At 68.8% G+C, this 19,055-nt stretch carries 19 protein-coding genes, 1 tRNA gene and 1 pseudogene; 8 read left to right on the forward strand and 13 right to left on the reverse strand.

Annotated elements, in window-relative coordinates; genetic code table 11:
• Window positions 1-247 (reverse strand): NAD(P)/FAD-dependent oxidoreductase (locus E3D03_RS18120; RefSeq protein ID WP_263568106.1); only part of this gene is annotated, 247 nt, incomplete at its 3' end.
• Window positions 248-522: 275 nt separating this feature from the next.
• On the opposite strand from E3D03_RS18120, the gene greA reads away from it, so the two are divergent.
• Window positions 523-993 (forward strand): transcription elongation factor GreA, encoded by a 471-nt coding sequence (gene greA, locus E3D03_RS18125; RefSeq protein WP_062561284.1) that lies wholly within the window; start codon window positions 523-525, stop codon window positions 991-993.
• A gap of 15 nt (window positions 994-1,008) precedes the next feature.
• Window positions 1,009-1,980: a hypothetical protein gene (locus tag E3D03_RS18130; protein WP_263568107.1), complete on the forward strand. Its 972-nt coding sequence runs from the start codon at window positions 1,009-1,011 to the stop codon at window positions 1,978-1,980.
• On the opposite strand, the gene E3D03_RS18135 is transcribed toward E3D03_RS18130, so the two are convergent.
• On the reverse strand, window positions 1,977-2,576 hold the full coding sequence (locus E3D03_RS18135) for a GNAT family N-acetyltransferase (protein WP_263568108.1): 600 nt from the start codon (window positions 2,574-2,576) through the stop codon (window positions 1,977-1,979). The genes E3D03_RS18130 and E3D03_RS18135 overlap by 4 nt on opposite strands.
• A 69-nt stretch (window positions 2,577-2,645) precedes the next feature.
• Between E3D03_RS18135 and E3D03_RS18140 the strand changes: the two genes are divergently transcribed.
• Window positions 2,646-3,431, forward strand: a complete 786-nt coding sequence (locus E3D03_RS18140) for an AzlC family ABC transporter permease (RefSeq protein ID WP_263568109.1) — start codon at window positions 2,646-2,648, stop codon at window positions 3,429-3,431.
• The gene (locus E3D03_RS18145) at window positions 3,428-3,757 is read left to right on the forward strand and encodes an AzlD domain-containing protein (RefSeq protein ID WP_062561281.1); all 330 of its coding nucleotides are present in this window, start codon (window positions 3,428-3,430) and stop codon (window positions 3,755-3,757) included. The genes E3D03_RS18140 and E3D03_RS18145 overlap by 4 nt, the downstream gene beginning before the upstream one ends.
• Here E3D03_RS18145 and E3D03_RS18150 read toward each other — a convergent pair.
• The 4 genes from E3D03_RS18150 to E3D03_RS18165 are packed head-to-tail and all read right to left on the reverse strand — an operon-like array spanning window position 3,742 to window position 7,332.
• Window positions 3,742-4,389 carry a hypothetical protein gene (locus E3D03_RS18150; protein ID WP_263568110.1) on the reverse strand — a complete coding sequence of 216 codons (648 nt, stop codon included), beginning with the start codon at window positions 4,387-4,389 and terminating at the stop codon, window positions 3,742-3,744. The genes E3D03_RS18145 and E3D03_RS18150 overlap by 16 nt on opposite strands.
• A gap of 20 nt (window positions 4,390-4,409) precedes the next feature.
• Window positions 4,410-4,562, reverse strand: a complete 153-nt coding sequence (locus E3D03_RS18155) for an aa3-type cytochrome c oxidase subunit IV (RefSeq protein WP_017998621.1) — start codon at window positions 4,560-4,562, stop codon at window positions 4,410-4,412.
• A gap of 59 nt (window positions 4,563-4,621) precedes the next feature.
• Complete coding sequence (locus E3D03_RS18160; RefSeq protein WP_263568111.1) at window positions 4,622-5,644, reverse strand: MBL fold metallo-hydrolase; 1,023 nt, start codon at window positions 5,642-5,644, stop codon at window positions 4,622-4,624.
• Window positions 5,641-7,332 carry an acyl-CoA dehydrogenase gene (locus tag E3D03_RS18165; protein WP_263568112.1) on the reverse strand — a complete coding sequence of 564 codons (1,692 nt, stop codon included), beginning with the start codon at window positions 7,330-7,332 and terminating at the stop codon, window positions 5,641-5,643. The genes E3D03_RS18160 and E3D03_RS18165 overlap by 4 nt, the downstream gene beginning before the upstream one ends.
• A 114-nt stretch (window positions 7,333-7,446) precedes the next feature.
• Between E3D03_RS18165 and E3D03_RS18170 the strand changes: the two genes are divergently transcribed.
• A complete protein-coding gene (locus E3D03_RS18170) occupies window positions 7,447-8,397 on the forward strand; it encodes an L-threonylcarbamoyladenylate synthase (RefSeq protein WP_263568113.1) in 951 nt (316 codons plus the stop codon).
• Here E3D03_RS18170 and E3D03_RS18175 read toward each other — a convergent pair whose 3' ends face one another.
• The 6 genes from E3D03_RS18175 to E3D03_RS18200 form a co-directional block, all read right to left on the reverse strand.
• Complete coding sequence (locus tag E3D03_RS18175) at window positions 8,398-9,156, reverse strand: hypothetical protein (protein ID WP_263568114.1); 759 nt, start codon at window positions 9,154-9,156, stop codon at window positions 8,398-8,400.
• Between the two features lie 28 nt (window positions 9,157-9,184).
• Window positions 9,185-10,078, reverse strand: coding sequence for a sulfotransferase family protein (locus tag E3D03_RS18180; RefSeq protein WP_263568115.1), 894 nt, complete (start codon window positions 10,076-10,078; stop codon window positions 9,185-9,187).
• A 69-nt stretch (window positions 10,079-10,147) separates the two neighbouring features.
• The gene (locus E3D03_RS18185) at window positions 10,148-11,881 is read right to left on the reverse strand and encodes a glycosyltransferase family 4 protein (RefSeq protein WP_263568116.1); all 1,734 of its coding nucleotides are present in this window, start codon (window positions 11,879-11,881) and stop codon (window positions 10,148-10,150) included.
• Window positions 11,878-14,025 carry a hypothetical protein gene (locus tag E3D03_RS18190; protein ID WP_263568117.1) on the reverse strand — a complete coding sequence of 716 codons (2,148 nt, stop codon included), beginning with the start codon at window positions 14,023-14,025 and terminating at the stop codon, window positions 11,878-11,880. The genes E3D03_RS18185 and E3D03_RS18190 overlap by 4 nt, the downstream gene beginning before the upstream one ends.
• Window positions 14,026-14,208: 183 nt before the next feature.
• Window positions 14,209-15,009 (reverse strand): uracil-DNA glycosylase, encoded by an 801-nt coding sequence (locus E3D03_RS18195; protein ID WP_263568118.1) that lies wholly within the window; start codon window positions 15,007-15,009, stop codon window positions 14,209-14,211.
• 63 nt (window positions 15,010-15,072) lie between these two features.
• Window positions 15,073-15,489: a hypothetical protein gene (locus E3D03_RS18200; protein ID WP_062561273.1), complete on the reverse strand. Its 417-nt coding sequence runs from the start codon at window positions 15,487-15,489 to the stop codon at window positions 15,073-15,075.
• 150 nt (window positions 15,490-15,639) lie between these two features.
• Between E3D03_RS18200 and leuB the strand changes: the two genes are divergently transcribed.
• The 3 genes from leuB to E3D03_RS18215 all read left to right on the forward strand — a co-directional run bounded on the left by leuB (window position 15,640) and on the right by E3D03_RS18215 (window position 17,912).
• Entirely contained in the window at window positions 15,640-16,758 is a 1,119-nt protein-coding gene (leuB, locus tag E3D03_RS18205) for a 3-isopropylmalate dehydrogenase (protein ID WP_263568119.1), read from the forward strand.
• A gap of 57 nt (window positions 16,759-16,815) precedes the next feature.
• Window positions 16,816-17,766 (forward strand): DMT family transporter, encoded by a 951-nt coding sequence (locus tag E3D03_RS18210; RefSeq protein WP_263568120.1) that lies wholly within the window; start codon window positions 16,816-16,818, stop codon window positions 17,764-17,766.
• Window positions 17,767-17,835: 69 nt separating this feature from the next.
• Window positions 17,836-17,912: transfer RNA gene (locus tag E3D03_RS18215), tRNA-Pro, on the forward strand.
• 395 nt (window positions 17,913-18,307) lie between these two features.
• Here E3D03_RS18215 and E3D03_RS18220 read toward each other — a convergent pair.
• Window positions 18,308-19,055: pseudogene (locus E3D03_RS18220) on the reverse strand (IS630 family transposase); the annotation flags it as partial.

The raw sequence follows: 19,055 nt of genomic DNA on the forward strand, positions 1-19,055 counted from the left end.
CCTGGGTGACTTCGGTCTCGATGGGGGCGCCCCGGTCCTTCCAGTCGGGGATCAGCCGGTCGAGGCCCGAAGTGTCCAGCACCGCGCCCGACAGGATATGCGCGCCGATCTCCGAGCCCTTCTCCAGCAGCACCACGGAAAGCGCGGGGTTGACCTGCTTCAGCCGGATCGCCGCAGACAGGCCGGCAGGCCCGCCGCCGACGATCACCACGTCGTATTCCATGGATTCGCGTTCGATATCAGACATGGCTCGGCCCCCGCTTCCCTGGCTCATCAATCTGGGCGGAACACCTAGCGCGTCATATTGTTGCGGGCAATCGGAACGCGACGAACAATTGCAATTCTGCGACCTTTCTGCGCGGAGCTTCGCGGATGCGCGCCGGCGGGGCTTGAAACAGGGGGCGGAACCGGCCACGATGCCCCCCGGATTTCTGCGGACGCCCCCGGCCATCGGCTCGGGGGCGTTCCAACACCTTGTTTCGCGTTGAGTGGTGTCGCCCTGTCGCGACCGGAAGGACTGGAATGGAAAAGATACCGATGACCCGCGCGGGCTATGACCAGCTGGACGAGGAGCTGCGCGAGCTGCGCGCGGTCGAGCGTCCGGCGGTGATCCGTGCCATCGCCGAGGCGCGCGAACACGGCGACCTGTCGGAAAACGCCGAATACCACGCCGCCCGCGAGAAGCAGAGCTTCGTCGAGGGCCGGATCAAGGAACTCGAGATGATTATCTCGCGCGCCGAGGTCATCGATCCCTCGCGCCTGTCGGGCAGCGTCAAGTTCGGCGCCACCGTCACCTTGGTGGACGAGGATACCGAGGAGGAGCGCACCTATCAGATCGTCGGCGAGGCCGAGGCCGACCTGGAGCGCGGGCTCTTGAACATCCGCTCGCCGCTGGCGCGCGCGCTGATCGGCAAGGACGAGGGCGACAGCGTCGAGGTGGTCACGCCCGGCGGCGGCAAGTCCTATGAGATCATCGCGGTCCGGTTCGTCTGACGCGGGGGGCGGCGCATGAGTTCGCTTGATGTCCTGCGCCGTCTCGCCACCGCCCAGGCCCGCGACCGGGTGCTGGCCTTCGGTGTCGCGGCGAGCCTCGGCTGGCTGGCGTTGGCCGGACTGCTGGCGCTGCTTGGCCCCGAGACCGAGGCCCAGGGCGGCGCCGGCTGGCTGATCTGGCTTCTGGGCCTGCTCCTGCCGCTGGCGCTGATCTGGCTGGCGGTCTGGTCGGCGCGCGCGCTGCTGCTGCTGCGGGCCGAGGCCGAGGAATTGCGCGCCACCCTGGCACGGATGCAGGGCGAGGGGGGCGCCGAGCCGCTGCCGCCCGCCCTGGCCGAGCCGCGCCCCGAGCCCCGGCCGGCCCCCGCCCCGGCTCCGCTGCCGCGCCGCGCCGCGATCCCCGCGCCGCCGCCCCGCCCTGCCGCCGACAGCCGGCAGGCGATGCTGGAGCTCGACTCGCCGCCCGCCGCCGAGCTGACCGGGCCCGAGCTTTTCTTTGCGCTGAACTTTCCCGACGGGCCCGAGGACCGCGAGGCGATTCGCTGCCTGCGGCTGGCGCTGGCCGATCCCGGCATGGCCCGGCTGATCCGCGCCGCGCAGGACGTGGTCACGCTGCTGGCCGGTCAGGGCGTCTATATGGACGAGCTGCTTGTCCCCGAGACCGATGCCGCGCTGTGGCGCCGCTTTGCCGAGGGCGCGCGCGGCGAGCCGGTCGCCGGCCTTGCCGTCATCGGCGACGAGAACGCCCTGCGCATCGCCGGCACCATGCTGCGCAGCGACGAGGTGTTCCGCGATGTCGCGCATCACTTCCTGCGCCATTTCGACCGGCTGCTGAGCCGCAAGGCGCAGGACGGCGAACCGCAGCTGCTGGCCGTGCTGGCCGAAAGCCGCTCGGGCCGGGCCTTCACGCTGCTGGCGCAGGTGACCGGGATGCTGGGCCGCGCCGGCGCCGGCCCGGAGGGCATGACCGAAGACGAGCAGCCCTAGACCGGCAGGCGCAGCACATGCGCCGGTGCCGCCCAGGGCCAGCCCAGCCGCTGCCGCGGCAGCGGCTGGAAGCCGAGCGCGCGCCAGGCGGCCAGGGCGGCGTGGTTGCGGGCCTCGACCTCGACGCGCAGGCCGTGATGGCCGCGCGCCTGTGCCTCGGCCAGCGCCGCGCGGACCAGCGCCCGGGCGATCCCTTGCCGGCGCCAGCGCGGATGCGTCGCCAGCCCGTCCAGCACCAGGTCGGTCGTGCCCTGGCCGGGACGGTAGAGCGCGGTTGACAGATGCCGCAGCCGCCCGCCCGCGCGGCCCCAGATCGCGACGAAGCTGCCAGGCCCGGGGTCGAGAAAGCCGCCCCCGGCATCGCGCAGCCCGGCAAGACCCACGAGCCCGCCCTGCGCCGAAAGCGCGACCAGCGCCTGGCCGGGCCGCATGGCGGCGGCAACCAGCGCAATGCCCTGCCGCGCCGGGACCGGGACCGGCAGGATCTGCCGGCCGAAATGCCGCCAATAGAGCGCCGCCGCCGCCCGGCGCAGCGCGGGCGGCACGCCCTGCGCGATGCGGGGCGGCGGCATGGGGCGGGGCGATGGCGTGGTCATCGACGGCTTGTCATTCGGCGGCGGATGCGCCTATCTGCCGCAGTCCAAGGCGTTTGACGAGCCCATTCCATGCCAGCCCCCACCCCAGCCAGCGCGACCGAGCCGACGCCCGAACAGGCCCGTGCCCTGGCGCGCACGCCCCGGCAATGCGTCCGGCACGGCTTTCTGCAGGCGCTGCCCTTCATCCTGGTGCTGCTGCCCTTCGGCCTGCTGTTCGGCGTGGTCGCCTCGGACGCGGGGCTGGATCTGGCGAAGACCATGGGCTTCACCGTGCTGGTGCTGGCCGGGGCCTCGCAGTTCACCGCGGTGCAGCTGATGACGGACCAGGCGCCGGCGCTGGTGGTGATCATCTCGGCGGTGGCGGTGAACCTGCGCATGGCGATGTATTCCGCCGCGCTGGTGCCCTGGCTGGGCGCGGCGCGGCCGCGCGACCGGGCCTGGGTGTCCTATGTGCTGATCGACCAGACCTATGCGCTGTCGGTCCAGCATTACGAGCGCAACCCGCGCCTGAGCATGGCGCAGCGGCTGGGCTATTTCCTGGGCGCGGCGCTGGCGACCTGCGTGCCCTGGTTCGTGGCCGCGGCCTTGGGCGCGGTGATGGGCCGGGCGATTCCGGAAAGCTGGGCGCTGGATTTCGCGGTGCCGATCACCTTCATCGCGCTGATCGCGCCGGCGCTGCGCAGCCTGCCGCATCTGGTGGCGGCGCTGGTCGCGGTCACGGCGGCGCTGGTCTTTGCCTTCCTGCCCTCGGGGATGGGTCTGTTCGTCGCGGCGCCGCTGGCGATGGCGGCGGGCGCCCTGACCGAACTGGCGCTGGAGCGGCGCCGCGCCCGGATCGGAGCTTCCCTGCCATGACCTATTCCGACCCGACGATCTGGGGCATCATCATCGCCATCGGCCTGGGCACCTATGGGCTGCGCTGGTCGTTTCTTGGCGCGCTCGGCAACCGGCCGCTGCCGGTCTGGGCGCAGCGGCTCTTGCGCTATACGGCGGTCGGCGTGCTGCCGGCCATCGTCGCGCCGCTGGTGGCCTGGCCGGCGGCGACGCAAGGCCAGCCCGATCCGGCGCGGCTGTTCGCGGCGGCGGTGGCCATCGTCGCGGGGGTGGCGACGCGCAATGCGCTGGCGGCCATCCTGTCGGGGATGACCGCGCTTTACCTGTCGCTTTATCTGATCGGGTGAAGCTGGCCGTCCTGGCCGTAACCCTCGATCACGCCGCTTTTCTGCCGCACCAGCACGTTGTGGTTGTTGGCCGGATCGCCGTCCATGTGCTTTCTGGACTGCACGCCGGGCAGGGTCAGGAACCAGTCGCGCAGCTTCAGCGGCGACAGGCCCGTGGGCGCGCCGGCAAAGCCAGGCAACTTGCGCAGCGCCTGGCCGGTGTTCACGGCGCAGAAGCTCTTGTTCGAGGCGCCCTGGGCCTCGACCGCGCGGATGGCGGCATCGGCCACGGCCAGCGACACCGGCACGGTGTCCTCGGCGACCCAATAGGTCTCGCGCGCGTGGTAGTCGATATAGAAGTTCTTGAAGTTCGGGGTGATGCCGTAAAGCACGTCGCCCCGCTCGGGGATGGCGGGATGTTCCCAGCTGCCGGCCGGGTCATAGATCACCCGCTGGCTGCCGTTGATCATCAGCGCCGAATGCCCGCCCTCGCCGCGCGGAATGCCGATCACGGTGAAGAGCGTGATCGACGGCGGCTCGTTCGTAACATAGCGCGCCTGGCGCAGGGCCTCGTCGCTGGCCCATTTGTGATCGGCACCGCAGGCCGCAAGCGCGGCCGGCAGCGCCAGCGCAAGGAAGGCACGCCTTTGCATGATTCGAATCTCCGGTCGGGTCAGGCGTTGCTGAGCGCCATGAACACCAGGACGGCGATGCTCAGCACGCAGACCCAGGTCGCGGCCTTGATGAAGCCGGCAAAGGTCGCCTGGTGGGCGCGGATGTCCATTTCGCCGTGCTTGTGTTCGGTGATTTCGTGATGCGAGGCCATGATCCTGTCCGTCGAATGCGATGCGTCGGACCAAGGGATAGCGCAAGCCGGCCGGCCTGTCACGCCCCCCAAAGCGCGGCGCCGGTTTCGGATGTGCCGGCGTGCCACACCCGGCCGCTGGCGCGCAGGTGGTTGATATGGCCCACCGCCTCGGCCAGCGCGAGGCCGAATTCCGGCTTGGCGATGTGCCGGCGATAGAGCGCCGGAAAGCAGCCCGCGGCGCTGAGCGGGCCGGGCCGCAACGCCTCGACCACGCGGTTCAGCGCGGCGCGCTGGTTCTCGGCCAGCTGGCACAGCCGGGTCGGCAAGCCGCGATAGGGCAGCTTGTGGCCGGGCAGGATCAGCTGCTGCGGCGTGGCGAATTCCGCCAGCCGCGCGCAGCTTTCCAGCCAGTCGCCCACGGTATCGGCCTCGGGCTCGGTCGGATAGACGCCAAGATTGGGCGAGATCGTTGCCAGAAGCTGGTCGCCGCCGATCACCAGATCGTCGTCCAAGGACCACAGCGTCACATGCTCGGGCGCATGGCCATTGCCCATGCGCACGATCCAGCGCCGGTTGCCGAAGGCGATCTGCTGGCCCTCGCGCAGCCGGCGATAGCCGGGCGGCAGCGGGGCGCAGAAATCGGCGCTGTTGAAGGGCCGCTCGCCGCTGCGCTCCTCGATGATCTCGCCCGGCATGCCGGCGCGGCGCCAGAAGGCCAGCGCCTGCGGCGTCGGCCGCTCTTGCAGGTCCAGCACGCCCATCCGTGCCATCAGCCAGGCCGTGCGCGAGGTCCAGAGCTCGGCCCCCTGGGCCTGGAACCAGCCGGCCAGCCCGATGTGGTCGATATGGTGATGGGTGGCGATGACCCGCGTCACCGGCGCCCCGGCCAGCGGGCCTTGCAGAATCCTTTGCCACAACGCCCGGCCGCGGCGGCTGTCGAGCCCGGTATCGACCAGCGTCCAGCCCTCGGCGTCGCGGAAGGCATAGACGTTCACCGCATCGGGCTTGAAGGGCAGCGGCATTTGCAGCCACAGCACGCCGGGGGCGATCTCATGCGCCTCGCCCTCGGGCGGAATGGTATGGGTCTCGCTGCGTATCACCCGGCCATTTGGCCCGCGAACACCGCCTCGTCAAGCGCTTGCAGATCCGCCAGCCCGGCGCGGGCGGCGGCCAGGTCGGCGGTGAAATGCGGCAGGATGCGGGCGATATAGACCCGCGCCAGCGCCTTGCTGCCGCCCCCGGTCGCGGCGCGCAGGTGGAAATGTCCGCCCAGCACCCGGGCGAAGGCGGCAAGATAGGGCACGGCGCCGGCGAAACGCTCGTCCAGGTCGCGGTCGAGCAGTTCCAGCGTCGCCTCGCGCAGGGTCTCGGCCGCCTGCCACACTTGGTTCGCCAGCTCGGGTTCCTCGGCCTGCGCCGCCTTGGCACCGTCGAGGATCTCGTCCAGCAGCGCCATCGCCGCCGCGCCGCCGTCCATCAGCTTGCGGCCGACCAGGTCCATGGCCTGGATGCCGTTCGTGCCCTCGTAGATCGCGGTGATGCGCACGTCGCGCAGATACTGCGCCGCGCCGGTTTCCTCGATATAGCCCATGCCGCCATGCACCTGCACCGCGGTATCGGCGACGCGAATGCCGACATCGGTGCCATGCGCCTTGGCGATCGGGGTCAGCAGCGCGCCGCGTGCCGCCCAGTCCTCGGACCCGGTGGCGCGCGCCATGTCCAGCGCCACGGCGCAGGCCATGCAGATGGCGCGGGCGGCAAAGACCTCGGCCCGCGATTCGGCCAGCATCCGGCGCACGTCGGGGTGGCGGATGATCGGGCCCATCTGGTTGCGCTCGGCGGCATAGGCCACGGCCTGCTGCAGCGCCGCCTCGGCCTGCGCCACGCCCTGCACGCCGACACCGAGCCGGGCGCAGTTCATCATGGTGAACATGGCGGCCATGCCCTTGTGCTCCTCGCCGACCAGCCAGCCCTTGGCGCCCTCGAAGCTCATCACGCAGGTGGGCGAGCCGTGGATGCCCAGCTTGTGCTCCAGGCTGACGACGCGCAGGTCGTTGGCGACGCCGGGGTTGCCGTCCGCGTCGGGGATGAACTTCGGCACCATGAACAGGCTGATGCCGCGCGTGCCCTTGCCGCCGTCGGGCAGGCGGGCCAGCACCAGGTGGCAGACGTTTTCCGTCACGTCGCTGTCGCCCCAGGTGATGAAGATCTTCTGCCCGGTGACGCGATAGCTGCCGTCCTCGGCCCGTTCGGCGCGGGTGGTCAGCGCGCCGACGTCGGAACCGGCCTGCGGCTCGGTCAGGTTCATCGTGCCCGACCACTCGCCCGAGATCAGCTTCGGCAGATAGAGCGATTTCAGCGCGTCGCTGCCGTGGTGCTCCAGCGCCTCGATCTGGCCCTGGGTCAAGAGCGGGTTCAGCTGCAAGGCCAGGCAGCCCGAGGCGACCATCTCGCTGACCGCCATGTTCAGCGCCTGCGGCAGGCCCATGCCGCCGTATTCCGGGTTGGCGGCGATGCCGATCCAGCCGCCCTCGGCCAGGGCCCGGAAGGCCTCGGCATAGCCGGGCGAGGAGCGCAGCTTGCCGTTCTCCAGCCGCGCGGGCGTCAGGTCGCCGGCGCGGTTGACGGGCGCGATGACCTCGGTCGCAAGCTTTCCGGCCTCGGACAGCACGGCGGCCAGGGTCTCGGGCGTGGCCTCGGCAAAGGTCTCGGTTTCGGCCAGCTGTGGAAAGGCCACGATCCGGTTCAGGATGAATGCGATCTGCTCGACCGGCGCCTGGTAAGCCATCCGATTTCTCTCCCTCTGGCGCCTTGGCAAATGCGGCTCTGGCGCGTAACTGATCCCTTGTTCCCGATCATAGGTGCCGGCCGGTGGCCAGCAACCGCAACCTCACGTAACGGCATGAAGACCCGGATCCTGAAGCCCGATTCCCACGGCATCGCCGCCGCTGCCGAGCTGCTGGCGCAGGGCGCGCTGGTCGCGATCCCGACCGAGACGGTCTATGGGCTGGCCGGCGATGCACGCAATCCGCGCGCCGTCGCCGCGATCTATGAGGCCAAGGGCCGGCCGGCCTTCAACCCGTTGATCGTGCATCTGCCCGACCTGGCGGCGGCCGAGCGCATCGCGGTGTTCGACGCCCCGGCGCTGGCCTTGGCGCGGGCCTTCTGGCCGGGGGCGCTGACGCTGGTGCTGCCCTTGCGGCCGGGCGCGGGCATCGCCGGACTGGTAACGGCGGGGCTTTCCACGGTGGCGATCCGGGTGCCGGCGCTGGCGGTGGCGCGCGATCTTCTGCGCGCCTTCGGCGGGCCGCTGGCGGCGCCCTCGGCCAATCCCTCGGGGCGGATCAGCCCGACCGCCGCGGCCCATGTCGCCGATCCCGAGTCCGGGCTTGGCGGCCGCATCGCCGCGGTCCTGGATGCCGGACCCTGCCCGGTCGGGGTGGAATCGACGATCCTGGGCTGGGTCGATGGCGCGCCGGCGCTGCTGCGCCCGGGCGGCGTCGCCGCCGAGGCGATCGAGGCGGTGCTGGGCCGTCCGCTGGCCCGTCCGGTGCTGGACGCCGCCGCGCCGAGCGCACCCGGCCAGCTGACCAGCCATTACGCGCCCCGTGCCCCGGTGCGGCTGGAGGCGCGCGAGGCGCGCCCGGGCGAGCTGCTGATCGGCTTCGGCCCCATCGCCGGCGAGATGTCGCTGAGCGAGGCGGGCGACCCGACCGAGGCGGCGGCGCGTCTGTTCGAGCTTTTGCACCGCGCCGATGCGGACGGCCGCCCCATCGCGGTGGCGCCGGTGCCCGAGGCCGGCCTCGGCGCCGCAGTCAACGACCGCCTGCGCCGGGCGGCGGCGCCGAGGTAGTCAGAGCAGGCCGAAGACCTTACCCAGCGCCTCGTAATGCATGCGCCGGACGACCACAGTATCGGCCAGGTGGTGGTCGAAGAAGCCGGTCTTGAAATGATCGCCCAGCCGGGGCTGGGCCGCCGCCAGAGCCTGTATCGGTCCGTCCGAGATCTGGTCGTTCAGGTCGAAATAGCCGTGGCCGAGGTCGCGGGCCAAGTCGGCGAGCTTGCGGTTGAATGCCCGATGCATCCGGTTCTGTTCGATTTCCGGCAGGATATGCGGCAGGATCATCTCGTCCGCCGTGGCCTGGGCGATCTTCCGGCCCTCCATGACGATGCGCGACACGTATCGGACGGCAAACAGCTTGGGCGAAAGCGCCGTCAGATTCACGCCCTTCAGCGCCATCCGGCAGTGGCCCGTGTCCAGAGCGCCAAGAAAGCTGCGATAGATCCCGAGCAGCCAGTCCACGTAATCGGCGGGGTTGGTGTTTTCCTTCTTGACCGCCAGCCGGTAGTAATAGCCAAGCTCCAGATCCACCTGGCCGAAGGCCAGCACCATGTGCCGCGCACTCGGCAGTGCCTCGGCGATGGTTTCCTTGACCTTCAGCGTGGATACGCCCGGTCGGAAACCGGCCAGCGAGGCCGCGTGAATGGCCTTGCCGGTCACCCGATAGGGCAGCGGAAAGCCATAGCCGCAGCGCCCGGCGAAAAAAGGTGCCGGAAAGAAGAAGCTGCTGTGGGAATCGCCAAAGACAGTGATCTCGGGGATTGTGTTCACTTGCGCGCCCTTTCCGTCCCGTGCGCCCTCAGAAGAAGGCGCGATAATCTTCGGCATAGAATTCGTCCAGCTTCGCGAATTCGCGCTTGCAGATATCCAGCAGCTCGAAATTCTCTTTGGTCGTCATCGAGCGTTCATCGGCGATGGTCACGCCATAGGCTTCCGACAGCCGTTCGCGGATCCGGGGCAGATCGGACATCTTGCAGATATCGTCCAGAAGCGGCCGCATGTTGCGCAGATAGCCCGTCATCGGATCGGTGTGATGACGAAAGTCGATGAACATCTGCCGATACTGCTGAAAGCGTTGCGCCACGACGACAGGTCCCGGCGTGGTGCTGAGACCCATGAACTCCTGCTGGCCATGGGCCTCGCGGCGCAGGGCCTTGTTGCTGATGTTGGACGAGAAATAGGAAACAAGACGCGAGACCGGATCGCGGACCACGGTGAACTTGTAATAATCCTTGTAGCGCGTGGCGAGGTCTTCGGCCGTGACCAGGCGATACATGTCGCCATGGTTGAAGTGCACCTGCTCGCCATAGGTCTTGCCGAAGCGGGCGAAGGTGAAATAGTTCTTGATCGTGGACGAGGCGCATTTCGGCAACGCGACATACAGGATCTTCTTGTCGTCATCGACCAGCGCGACGGTGGTAGGGATCTTGCAGAAGATCAGGTTGGTGATGTGCAGCTGGCCGTACTCTCGATAGCATTGGTTCAGGAGTGCGCGCGCCACGACATTCTGGCCAGCGTTGATGTGATATTCCCCGAGCAGCTCGAGCGATTTCGCGCTGGGGTTCCTTTCATGCTCCTCGAGCACCAGTTCGATCGCGGCAGGAATGTCATTGTCCCAGAACTTGGTCTTGTTCGCGGCGGCATAGAACGGCACATGCCCGGCCCGGTAATCCGAGCGCAGGGACTTCGCCATCGCGGAAACCTCCCTCTTCAGCGACGGGAGAGTGTCTTTCAGCACGTTTTGCATGATTCTGCCTATTCTTCAGTTTCCGGCGCGGGCTCTTGAATGCTTGCTCGAGGAAAGCATGTCGACGATATCCTGTGAAGAATCCTGCGGGCCGGTGCGGGCCTGTTCCCGATACCGCTCCAGCAGCCAGTCCACGTGCTGGGCCAGCGAGGGCATCTGCAGCTCCTCGTCGAAGAAGCTGTCGCGCAGGGCCGGGTCGCGCACCAGCCGATCCAGCTTGGCGCGGAAATCGGCGGCGTCGCCGGCCTCGAAGACGAAGTCCTCGGGCCGGGTCAGGGTCTGCTTGGCGCCGACATGGCTTGAAACCAGCGAGGGCACGCCCAGGCGCGCCAGCTCGACGGTGACCTGGTTGAAGGTCTCCCACCAGATCGAGGGCACCACGTTCAGGTCGATCAGCTGCGACAGCGCCGCGATCTGCTCGCGCGCATAGCTGGGCACGATCCGCACGCTGCGGAACCGGGTCTCAAGCTGCGCGAGCTGGCGTTCGCGCTGCGGCCCCATGCGGGCGACGATCAACAGGTCCACGTGGTCGCGATAGAACGGGTCGTCGATCTGGGCCAGCGCGTCGATCAGGAAGGGCAGGCCCTTCGACGGGATGTCGTAGCCGATGAAGGACAGGGTGACGCCTTCGGGCGCGTTCGAGGCCTGGCGGGCACCGGCCGGGGCGATGTCGTCCTCGTCCCTCTCGGCCGGGGGGTTGACCTTGGCGCGCAGGATCTCGCGCGTGGCGCGCAGTTCCTGCCGTTCCGACAGCGGGATCTCGATGTCGATCGGCAAGAGCAGGGTCTCGACCCGGGTGCCGGGCGGCAGGAAGCGCATGGCGGTCTGGCCGCAGAGGTCCGAGACCGCGAAGATGCCGTCGGCATTGTCATGCAGCGCGCGGCCGTTCGCCTCGCGCCATTGCCGATAGGCGGTGCTGTCCAGGATCGGGTCGCGCGGCGGCAGCGGCACCGGGTCGGGCGTGCGCGGCGTCGCCTGCCAGGAGTTCGTGCGCCCCGGCTCGGTCCTGGGCCGCAGGTGCCAGTGGCGGAAGCGGGTGCGCAAGCCGTGGCGCAGGTCGCCCCACAGGTTGCGCAACGCCTTGGCCCAGGACTTGGTGCCGGCGAAGGCGTCGAACAGGAAGCCGCCCAGCGGATGCCCGGCCAGCCCGCGCCCCTTGAGCGCGGCGCCGACGCGGTCGAAGGCGATCAGGTCGGCCATGCGCCGATCATGGCCCAGGCAGCCGGTGCAGCGCGCGCCGTCGTGATAATCGGTGCAGGGCAGGCGGTTGTCGTAGAGCAGTTCGATCTGCGGGCAGACCGGCATGTAATTGTGGAAGGTATAGAACAGCCGCCGCAGCTTGTCGCCCTTGGGCAGCGCCAGCACGCCCGAGCCGATGCCTTCCAGGTTGTGGATGTGGAAGGCATCGAACGGGCCATGCGCCTGGATGAATGCGCCGATCAGCCGCGGCGTGACATCGTCGCGCAGCCATTGGTCGACCGAATAGAAGGCGTCATGCGCCGGCGCCTTGATCGGCGAATTGTACAGCGTGAAGGTCTTGAGCCGCGGGTTCCCATAGACGTTCGCGGTCGGCTCGATCCGGGGCTTGCGGTCGAAGAAGCGATACTTGTCGCCCGAGGACAGGAAATAGACTTCGACGCCGTCGCGCGACAAGAGCTCGTCGATGATGTTGCGCAGATACATGGTGACGCCGCCGCCCGCCATGGTCGGGTTGTCGAACTGCGCCCAGTTGTAGAACAGGATCCTCATCGGGTGGTGATACCGATGATGCGGTTCAGCAGCGGGTTCAGCCAGCCCAGCCGGCTGGCGGCCATGCTGCCCTGCACCCAGCGATCCTCGCGCATGCAGCGCGCCAGGTCGCTGCGCAGCCGCCAGGGCCGGACGCGGGCCAGCATGCCGCCCTCGACCACCTCGGTCAGGCCGGCGTGATGGGTCAGCCCGTCGACCGCCTGCAGCGTGTCGCGACGCGGGTGCGAGAAGCAGTCCGAGATGCCGCGACCGATCGTCGCCTCGGCCTCGCGGTCGGGTATGGGCGAGCGGCGCAGCACGGCGTCGATCTCGCGCGCGGTCGCCAGGATGCGCTCGCGGGTGATGGGCGTGCGGTCCAGCCCGGCCGGGCCGAAGACCGGCTGCATCACGCCCTGCGCGTCGGGCTGGAAGTCGCGCAGGCTGCCGCGGGTGCGGTCCACGGCGAAGGGCTCGAGCCAGGCGAAGTTCAGCGCCGCGGCGCGCTGGCGCCAGTCCTCGCGGCCGATCATCACCGGATCCAGCATGCTGGCGCGCGGATGCATCTGGCCAAGGTTGCCGGCGAAATAGCGGTTGGCGGCGAACATCATCATCACCAGCCGGCTGCCCAGGCGCTGGCCCTGCGCCTCGAGCGCATACATGTGCTCGGACAGCGATTTCAGCACGGTGCCGGAATAGCCGATGTCGACCAGCAGCACGCGCTGGTCGGGCAGGAACAGGTCCTGCTGGTCGAGGTAGTCGATGACGCGCTGGCGCTTGACCTGCACCGCGGCATCGACCGCCTGCGCCAGTTCCGGCTGGGCCAGGATGGCGGCGAAATCCACGTCGCAATCGTCGCGCCCGTCCAGATAGGCATCGACCCATTTGTCGAGCCCGCGCGCCCCGGCCATATCCTCGCGCGACAGGGCGAAGGTCCGCATCAGGCTGCCCAGCGAGGCGCCTTCGCCGCGCAGCCAGCCGATGTGGTGGCGGATATAGCGCTCCCAATCGGGGTCGGAGCATGGCGGGCAGGTCAGCAGCACCCCGGCGCGGCGGCTAAAGGCCAGGTCGGCCAGCTGTGGCAGGTCCAGCGTGTCCCCGGCGCCGGTGTCGGCGATCAGCTGGCGGATCAGGTGGTGATAGATGGTGCCGTCGCGGGTCAGGAACAGCACCCGGTCATAGCCGCCCTGCTGCGCGGTGGCCAGCACCTGCCGCGAAAAGCTGAGGAAGCCGGCCGTGACCAGCCGCACCAGCCCGTCCTCGGGCTTGTCGCCGCGGATCTGCGCCAGCAGCGCCTGCGCCGCCGCCGGGCGGCGATGGGCGTCGAGCCTGTGCAGCAGCTCCAGCCGGTGCTTGCGCATCTCGTTTTCGGGATTCATGTAGTGCAGCGCGTCCCAGCCGTGCTTGCGCGGCTGCACCACGTCGTTGTTCCAGTTGTCGCCCAGGTGCAGCCGGCGCCAGTCGGCCGACCCCAGCGTGGCGTCGATATGGTCGAACAGCTTGCCGCTGTGCTTGGTCACGCCCACCGTGGCCGAGACGAAGACATGGTCGAAGTATTTCAGCAGGTCCAGCCGGGTCAGCAGCTCGCGCAGCCAGCGTTCCGAGAAATACATGTCCGAGGCCAGGACCAGCACCTTGTCCTGCACGCGCAGCCGCTCGAGGAAGTCGCGCATCGCCGGATCGACGGTCAGCACCCGATGCTCGGTCTCGATCTCATAGGCCAGCAGCGATTCCACCGCCCGGGCGCGGCGCGCGTCGTCGGCGATATAGGGCGCCAGCGCGGTGTCGAAGACATCGGCCAGGTCGATCTCGTTGCGATAGGCGGTCTTCGAGGCCATGCCGGCCTTTTTCAGCGTCTCCTGATGGCGGCTGCGCGAATGCAGCAGCAGGCCGCGCGGCAGCGGGCCGTCGTCGCCCCGGATCAGGCGCTCGCCGAAGGCGGCGGTCTTGGCATGCACGTCCTCGAGCGCGATCTCGCGCCAGAGCAGCGTGTCGAACAGGTCGAAGCTGACCATGCGATAGGGGCCAAGCAGCGCCGCAAGCTGGTCGGGATGGCTGAAGTTGTTCGCGTCCAGCTTGAAATTGCCGAACTTGCGCTGCGCCGATTCCCGCGCGGCGCGCTCGGGGGCAAGGCCGGCGGCGATGCGCGTGAACTGGGGGACAAGCAAAGGAACCGCCTCGTCAAATTGGATTGTGTCCGAAAGCCCCGAAAAAGGCCGAATCGGCAGCAAGCAGTCTGATAGAAGCTGCGCCGCGCAAGCGTCAAGGCTTCGTCGCCGGCTCGGCATGTCGCCGCCTGCAGTTGTGATCGCGACGGCGGGGCCTGCCGCGGGGGAAAGCGCCGGCCGGGGTCAGCCCTGGCCGTCCAGCCGCGCCGCCAGCGACAGAAGGTCGGCCCAGGCCTCGCGCTTGGCGGCCGGCGTGCGCAGCAGGTAGGAGGGATGCGTCATCGGCAGCGCCGGCAGGCCGAAAGCCTCGGTCCAGGTACCGCGCAGCTTCAGGATGCCCTGCCGGTTCAGCGCCGCCATGCAGGGCGTGTTGCCCATCAGCACCAGGATCTCGGGCTGCGCCAGTTCGACATGGCGGCGCAGGAAGGGCAGCATGACGGCGATCTCGGCCGGCTCGGGGCGGCGGTTGCCCGGGGGGCGCCAGGTCAGGACATTGGTGATGTAGAGCGCCTTTTCCGCATCCACCGCCTCGCGCGACAGGCCGATGGCGGCGAACATGCGGTCCAGAAGCTGGCCGGCGCGGCCGACGAAGGGGCGGCCCTGGTTGTCCTCTTCCTCGCCCGGGGCCTCGCCGATGACCATCACCCGGGCCGCGGGGTTGCCGTCGGCAAAGCAGAAATTGCGCGCGCCCTTCTTCAGCTCGATGCCGTCGAACGCCTCTTGCGCGGCGGCCAGCTCGGCCAGGCTGGTCGCGGTGGCGGCCATGGCCTCGGCCTGGGCGGCCAGGTCCAGGGCGGTGTCGGGCGGGTTCGGTGCGGGGGCGGCCGGGGTTGGGACAGGCTCGGCCCGCTCGGGCTGGTCATAGCGGTCAAGCGGCGCGTCGAGGCAGGGCTCGTCCGCGCCGAGTTCGGCCTGCCATTGCAAGAGCGCCAGCGCCGTCTCGGCATCCAGCGCGAATCCCCTGTAGGTCGGATCTGCGGTCATGCGCGCAGGCTAGGCCGCCGGGCGGGCGCCGGCAAGGTGTGGCGATCCGGCATCCGCCGGGGGCTATTGCGACTGCGTCAGGGGCGTGGTGCCGCCGCCCATGCCGACCAGGCGCTGGATCAGCGGCCTGGCGGTCGGGCCGATGCGGTCGCAGGCGCCGGGATCGTCCAGCAGCTTGAAGGCCGGGCCGTAATAGGTCCGGTCATAGGCCGAGGCGTCCAGCCCCAGCCTAGCTGCCAGCCGGTCGCCGGTGCCGGTGATCAGCGTCCATTCCCCGTCCGTCACCGGATAGGCCGGGCAGTTCGAGGTGATGACATTCACATTCGCAAGCTCGGCGATCAGCGCCTTCGCCTCGGCCTCCGACAGGCCCGAGACGTCGGGAAGCTGCACGGTGATGCCGCCATCCGCCAGCGCCGCCCCGGCCAGCATCAGCATCGCCCCCGCCAGTGTGATTCTCGCCGCGGCCGCTTTCGTCTTCATGGGCTGTCCCCCTTGGTTTCGGCATTCCCGGACGCGGCCCATCCGGCCCGATCCGCCCCGCGATCGCAAGCCAATTCGCCGTGAACTTGACGCAGGGAATGCGCAAGGATACGCGATTGGCGACAGCCAGAAGCATAGAGGATGCCTGCGATGACCCCCTTTTCCCTGCTGATCCTGCCCGGCGACGGCATCGGCCCCGAAGTCATGGCCGAGGTGCGCAAGGTCATCGGCTGGTTCGAGCAGAACCGCGGCCTGTCCTTCGAGGTCAGCGAGGATCTGGTCGGCGGCGCCGCCTATGACAAGCACGGCAAGCCCCTGGCCGACGCGACCATGCAGAAGGCGCAAGAGGTGGACGCCGTGCTGCTGGGCGCCGTGGGCGGGCCTAAATACGACAACCTGGATTTCTCGGTGAAGCCCGAGCGCGGCCTCCTGCGCCTGCGCAAGGAGATGGACCTGTTCGCCAACCTGCGCCCGGCGCAATGTTTCGACGCGCTGGCCGACTTCTCCTCGCTGAAGCGGGACGTGGTCGCCGGGCTCGACATCCTGATCGTGCGCGAGCTGACCTCGGGCGTCTATTTCGGCGAGCCGCGCGGCATTTCCGATGACAACGACCCCGCGAACGAGGGCGGCCGCGTCGGCGTGAACACCCAGCGCTATACCTCGGGCGAGATCCGCCGCGTCGCCCGCTCGGCCTTCGAGCTGGCCCGCAAGCGCGCGGGCCGCGTCTGCTCGATGGAAAAAGCCAATGTGATGGAATCCGGCATCCTGTGGCGCGAAGAGGTGCAATGGGTCCATGACAATGAATATCCGGATGTCGAGCTGTCGCACATGTATGCCGACAACGGCGCCATGCAGCTGGTCAGGAACCCGCGCCAGTTCGACGTGATCGTGACCGACAACCTGTTCGGCGACATCCTGTCCGACGCGGCGGCGATGCTGACCGGCAGCCTGGGCATGCTGCCCTCGGCCAGCCTTGGCGCGCCGATGGCGAACGGCCGGCCCAAGGCGCTGTATGAGCCGGTGCATGGCTCGGCCCCCGACATCGCCGGGCAGGGCAAGGCCAACCCCATCGCCTGCATCCTGAGCTTTGCCATGTGCCTGCGCTATTCCTTCGACCTGGGCGCCGAGGCCGACATGCTGGAGAAGGCCGTCGAGAAGGTTCTGGCCGACGGCCTGCGCACCGGCGATCTGATGGGCCCCGAGGGCGGCAAGCCGGTCTCGACCGCCGAGATGGGCGACCACATCCTGGCCGCGCTTTCGGCGCAATAAGGCATCGGCCGCGCCTGCCCGGCGGGCGCGGCCGCATCATCACCGTCGGGGAGGATCATGACGGCGGGCAATATCAAGGGCGCGCTGCTGGCCCTGCTGGCCATGGGCATCTATTCGACCCATGACGTGATCATCAAGCTGCTGGGCGAGACCTATCCGGCGCTGCAGATCCTGTTCTTCTCGGCCCTGCTGTCATTCCCGCCGCTGGCGGTGCTGCTCTTGCGCGATCCGACGCATGGCACCTTGCGGCCGCGCAACCCGTTCTGGGTCGGGTTGCGCTCGATCTGCATCGTCGGTTCGGGCGTGGGCGGCTTCTATGCCTTCTCGACCCTGCCGATGGCGCAGGTCTATTCCATCCTCTTCGCGGCGCCGCTGCTGGTGACGGTGCTCTCGGTACCGCTTCTGGGCGAGCGGGTCGGCCTGCATCGCTGGGCGGCCGTAGTTGCCGGGCTCTGCGGCGTGCTGGTCGTGCTGCGTCCCGGGATGACGCCCCTGGGACTGGGCCATCTCGCGGCGCTGATGGGGGCGACGGCCACGGCGCTGTCGGCCATCGCCGTGCGCAAGCTGGGCCGGTCCGAGCGGACGGTGATCCTGCTTCTATGGCCGATGATCGGGAACTTCCTGCTGACCGGCGCTTCGCTGAGCTTTGCCTATCGGCCGATGCTGGCCGGGGACCTGGCGCTGACCGGCGTCATCGCGGTGCTGGGCCTGGCGGCGGGTTTCCTGCTGATCCTGGCCTATCAGGCGGGCGAGGCCGCCAATGTCGCGCCGATGCAATATTCGCAGATGCTCTGGGCGATCGGCTTCGGCTGGCTGCTGTTCGACGAGCGGCCGGATGCGATGACGCTGCTGGGGGCGGGGCTGATCATCGGCTCGGGGCTCTACATCCTGATGCGCGAGCGCACCGGCTCGTCCCGGCTGCGCCCGGTGACCGAGGCGCGGCTGCGTTCCGAGACGGTAACCGCGCCGCGTCCCAGCCTTCTGGGCCGGCTCTGGCGGCGCGATTGATACGCTGACGAAATCTGCGAGATCCCCCTTGCATTCGCCGGCGCGACGGGCTACCTGCCGCCTCACGGTCGGAGCGTAGCGCAGCCTGGTAGCGCACCTGCTTCGGGAGCAGGGGGTCGGAGGTTCGAATCCTCTCGCTCCGACCATTTTCCCGATGATGAGAGGCGGATAGTTCTGCCTTTTTGATCATGAGAATTGCCTCTCCCGCTTGGTGGTATCTTGCCAACATATTGATTTTGTGTAAATTAATACAGCTGACGATGCTTTTCCACCATTGCACATGCCTTCACAGGCCGTAGAAGCCACCAGCGTGAGCTGCATTCTTCTGCCTCCGAGCCGTAGCTATGTCATGTTGCCCCGGTGATGTTGAGGGCTGCGTCACATGGCTTCATACTCTGCGGGCCCGCCAGTGTGAAAGCCATGCGGTTTCGCCCGCGATGCAGTCGCCAATACAATTACGATCAGCGGTAGCAAAGTCTACGGCAGCCACATTGGCCTGGCTGCGTCGATGCCCACCCCTCCAAGCTAGAGCGTGATCGCATCAGATGGAAGCATATCCGGCATTGCGCAGATAGTTCGCGCATTCCTCCACTGAGAAGCTGTCGATGACGGTGCCAAGGCGCTTCCAGACGGCATCCACGGTTCGCTCGGACGCGGTGCGCATCAGATGCTTGAGCTTGGCGAAGACCTGCTCGATCGGGTTCAGGTCGGGGCTGTATGGTGGCAGAAAGAGCAAGTGGGCACCCGCCGCGCGTATGGCCTTGCGCACCGCGCTGCCCTTGTGGCTGCCCAGGTTGTCCATGACCACCACATCGCCCGGGCGCAGGGTCGGGGCGAGCACCTGCTCGGCATAGGCCCGGAACAGCTCGCCATTGATCGGACCATCGAAGACGCAAGGTGCATCGATCCGGTCCACCCTGAGCGCGCCCACGAAGGTCATCGTGCGCCAGTGCCCGTGCGGGGTGCGGCCCGGCAGGCGCGCGCCCTTCGGTCCCCAGCCGCGTAGCGGGGCCATGTTCGTCTTCACCCAGGTTTCATCTATGAAGACGAGCCGTCGGGGGTCGATCCGGTGCTGGTGGCGTCGCCAGCGCGCGCGGCGGCGGGCGATATCGGGCCGCTCGGTCTCGGCCGCGAGTACGGTCTTTTTTTGAACGACAGGCCCTCGGCATGGACGAAGTTCCACAGCGCGCCGTACTGACCCGGACCCCGCGTCCGGCCAGTTCGGCCTGGAGCTGGCGCAGGGGCAGCGAGGGCTGTTCTGAACCGCGCCGGGTTTGCCGGAGGCTCCA

It is taken from the genome of Paracoccus sp. DMF (assembly GCF_004407025.1).
In the GTDB taxonomy this organism is placed as follows: domain Bacteria; phylum Pseudomonadota; class Alphaproteobacteria; order Rhodobacterales; family Rhodobacteraceae; genus Paracoccus; species Paracoccus aminovorans_B.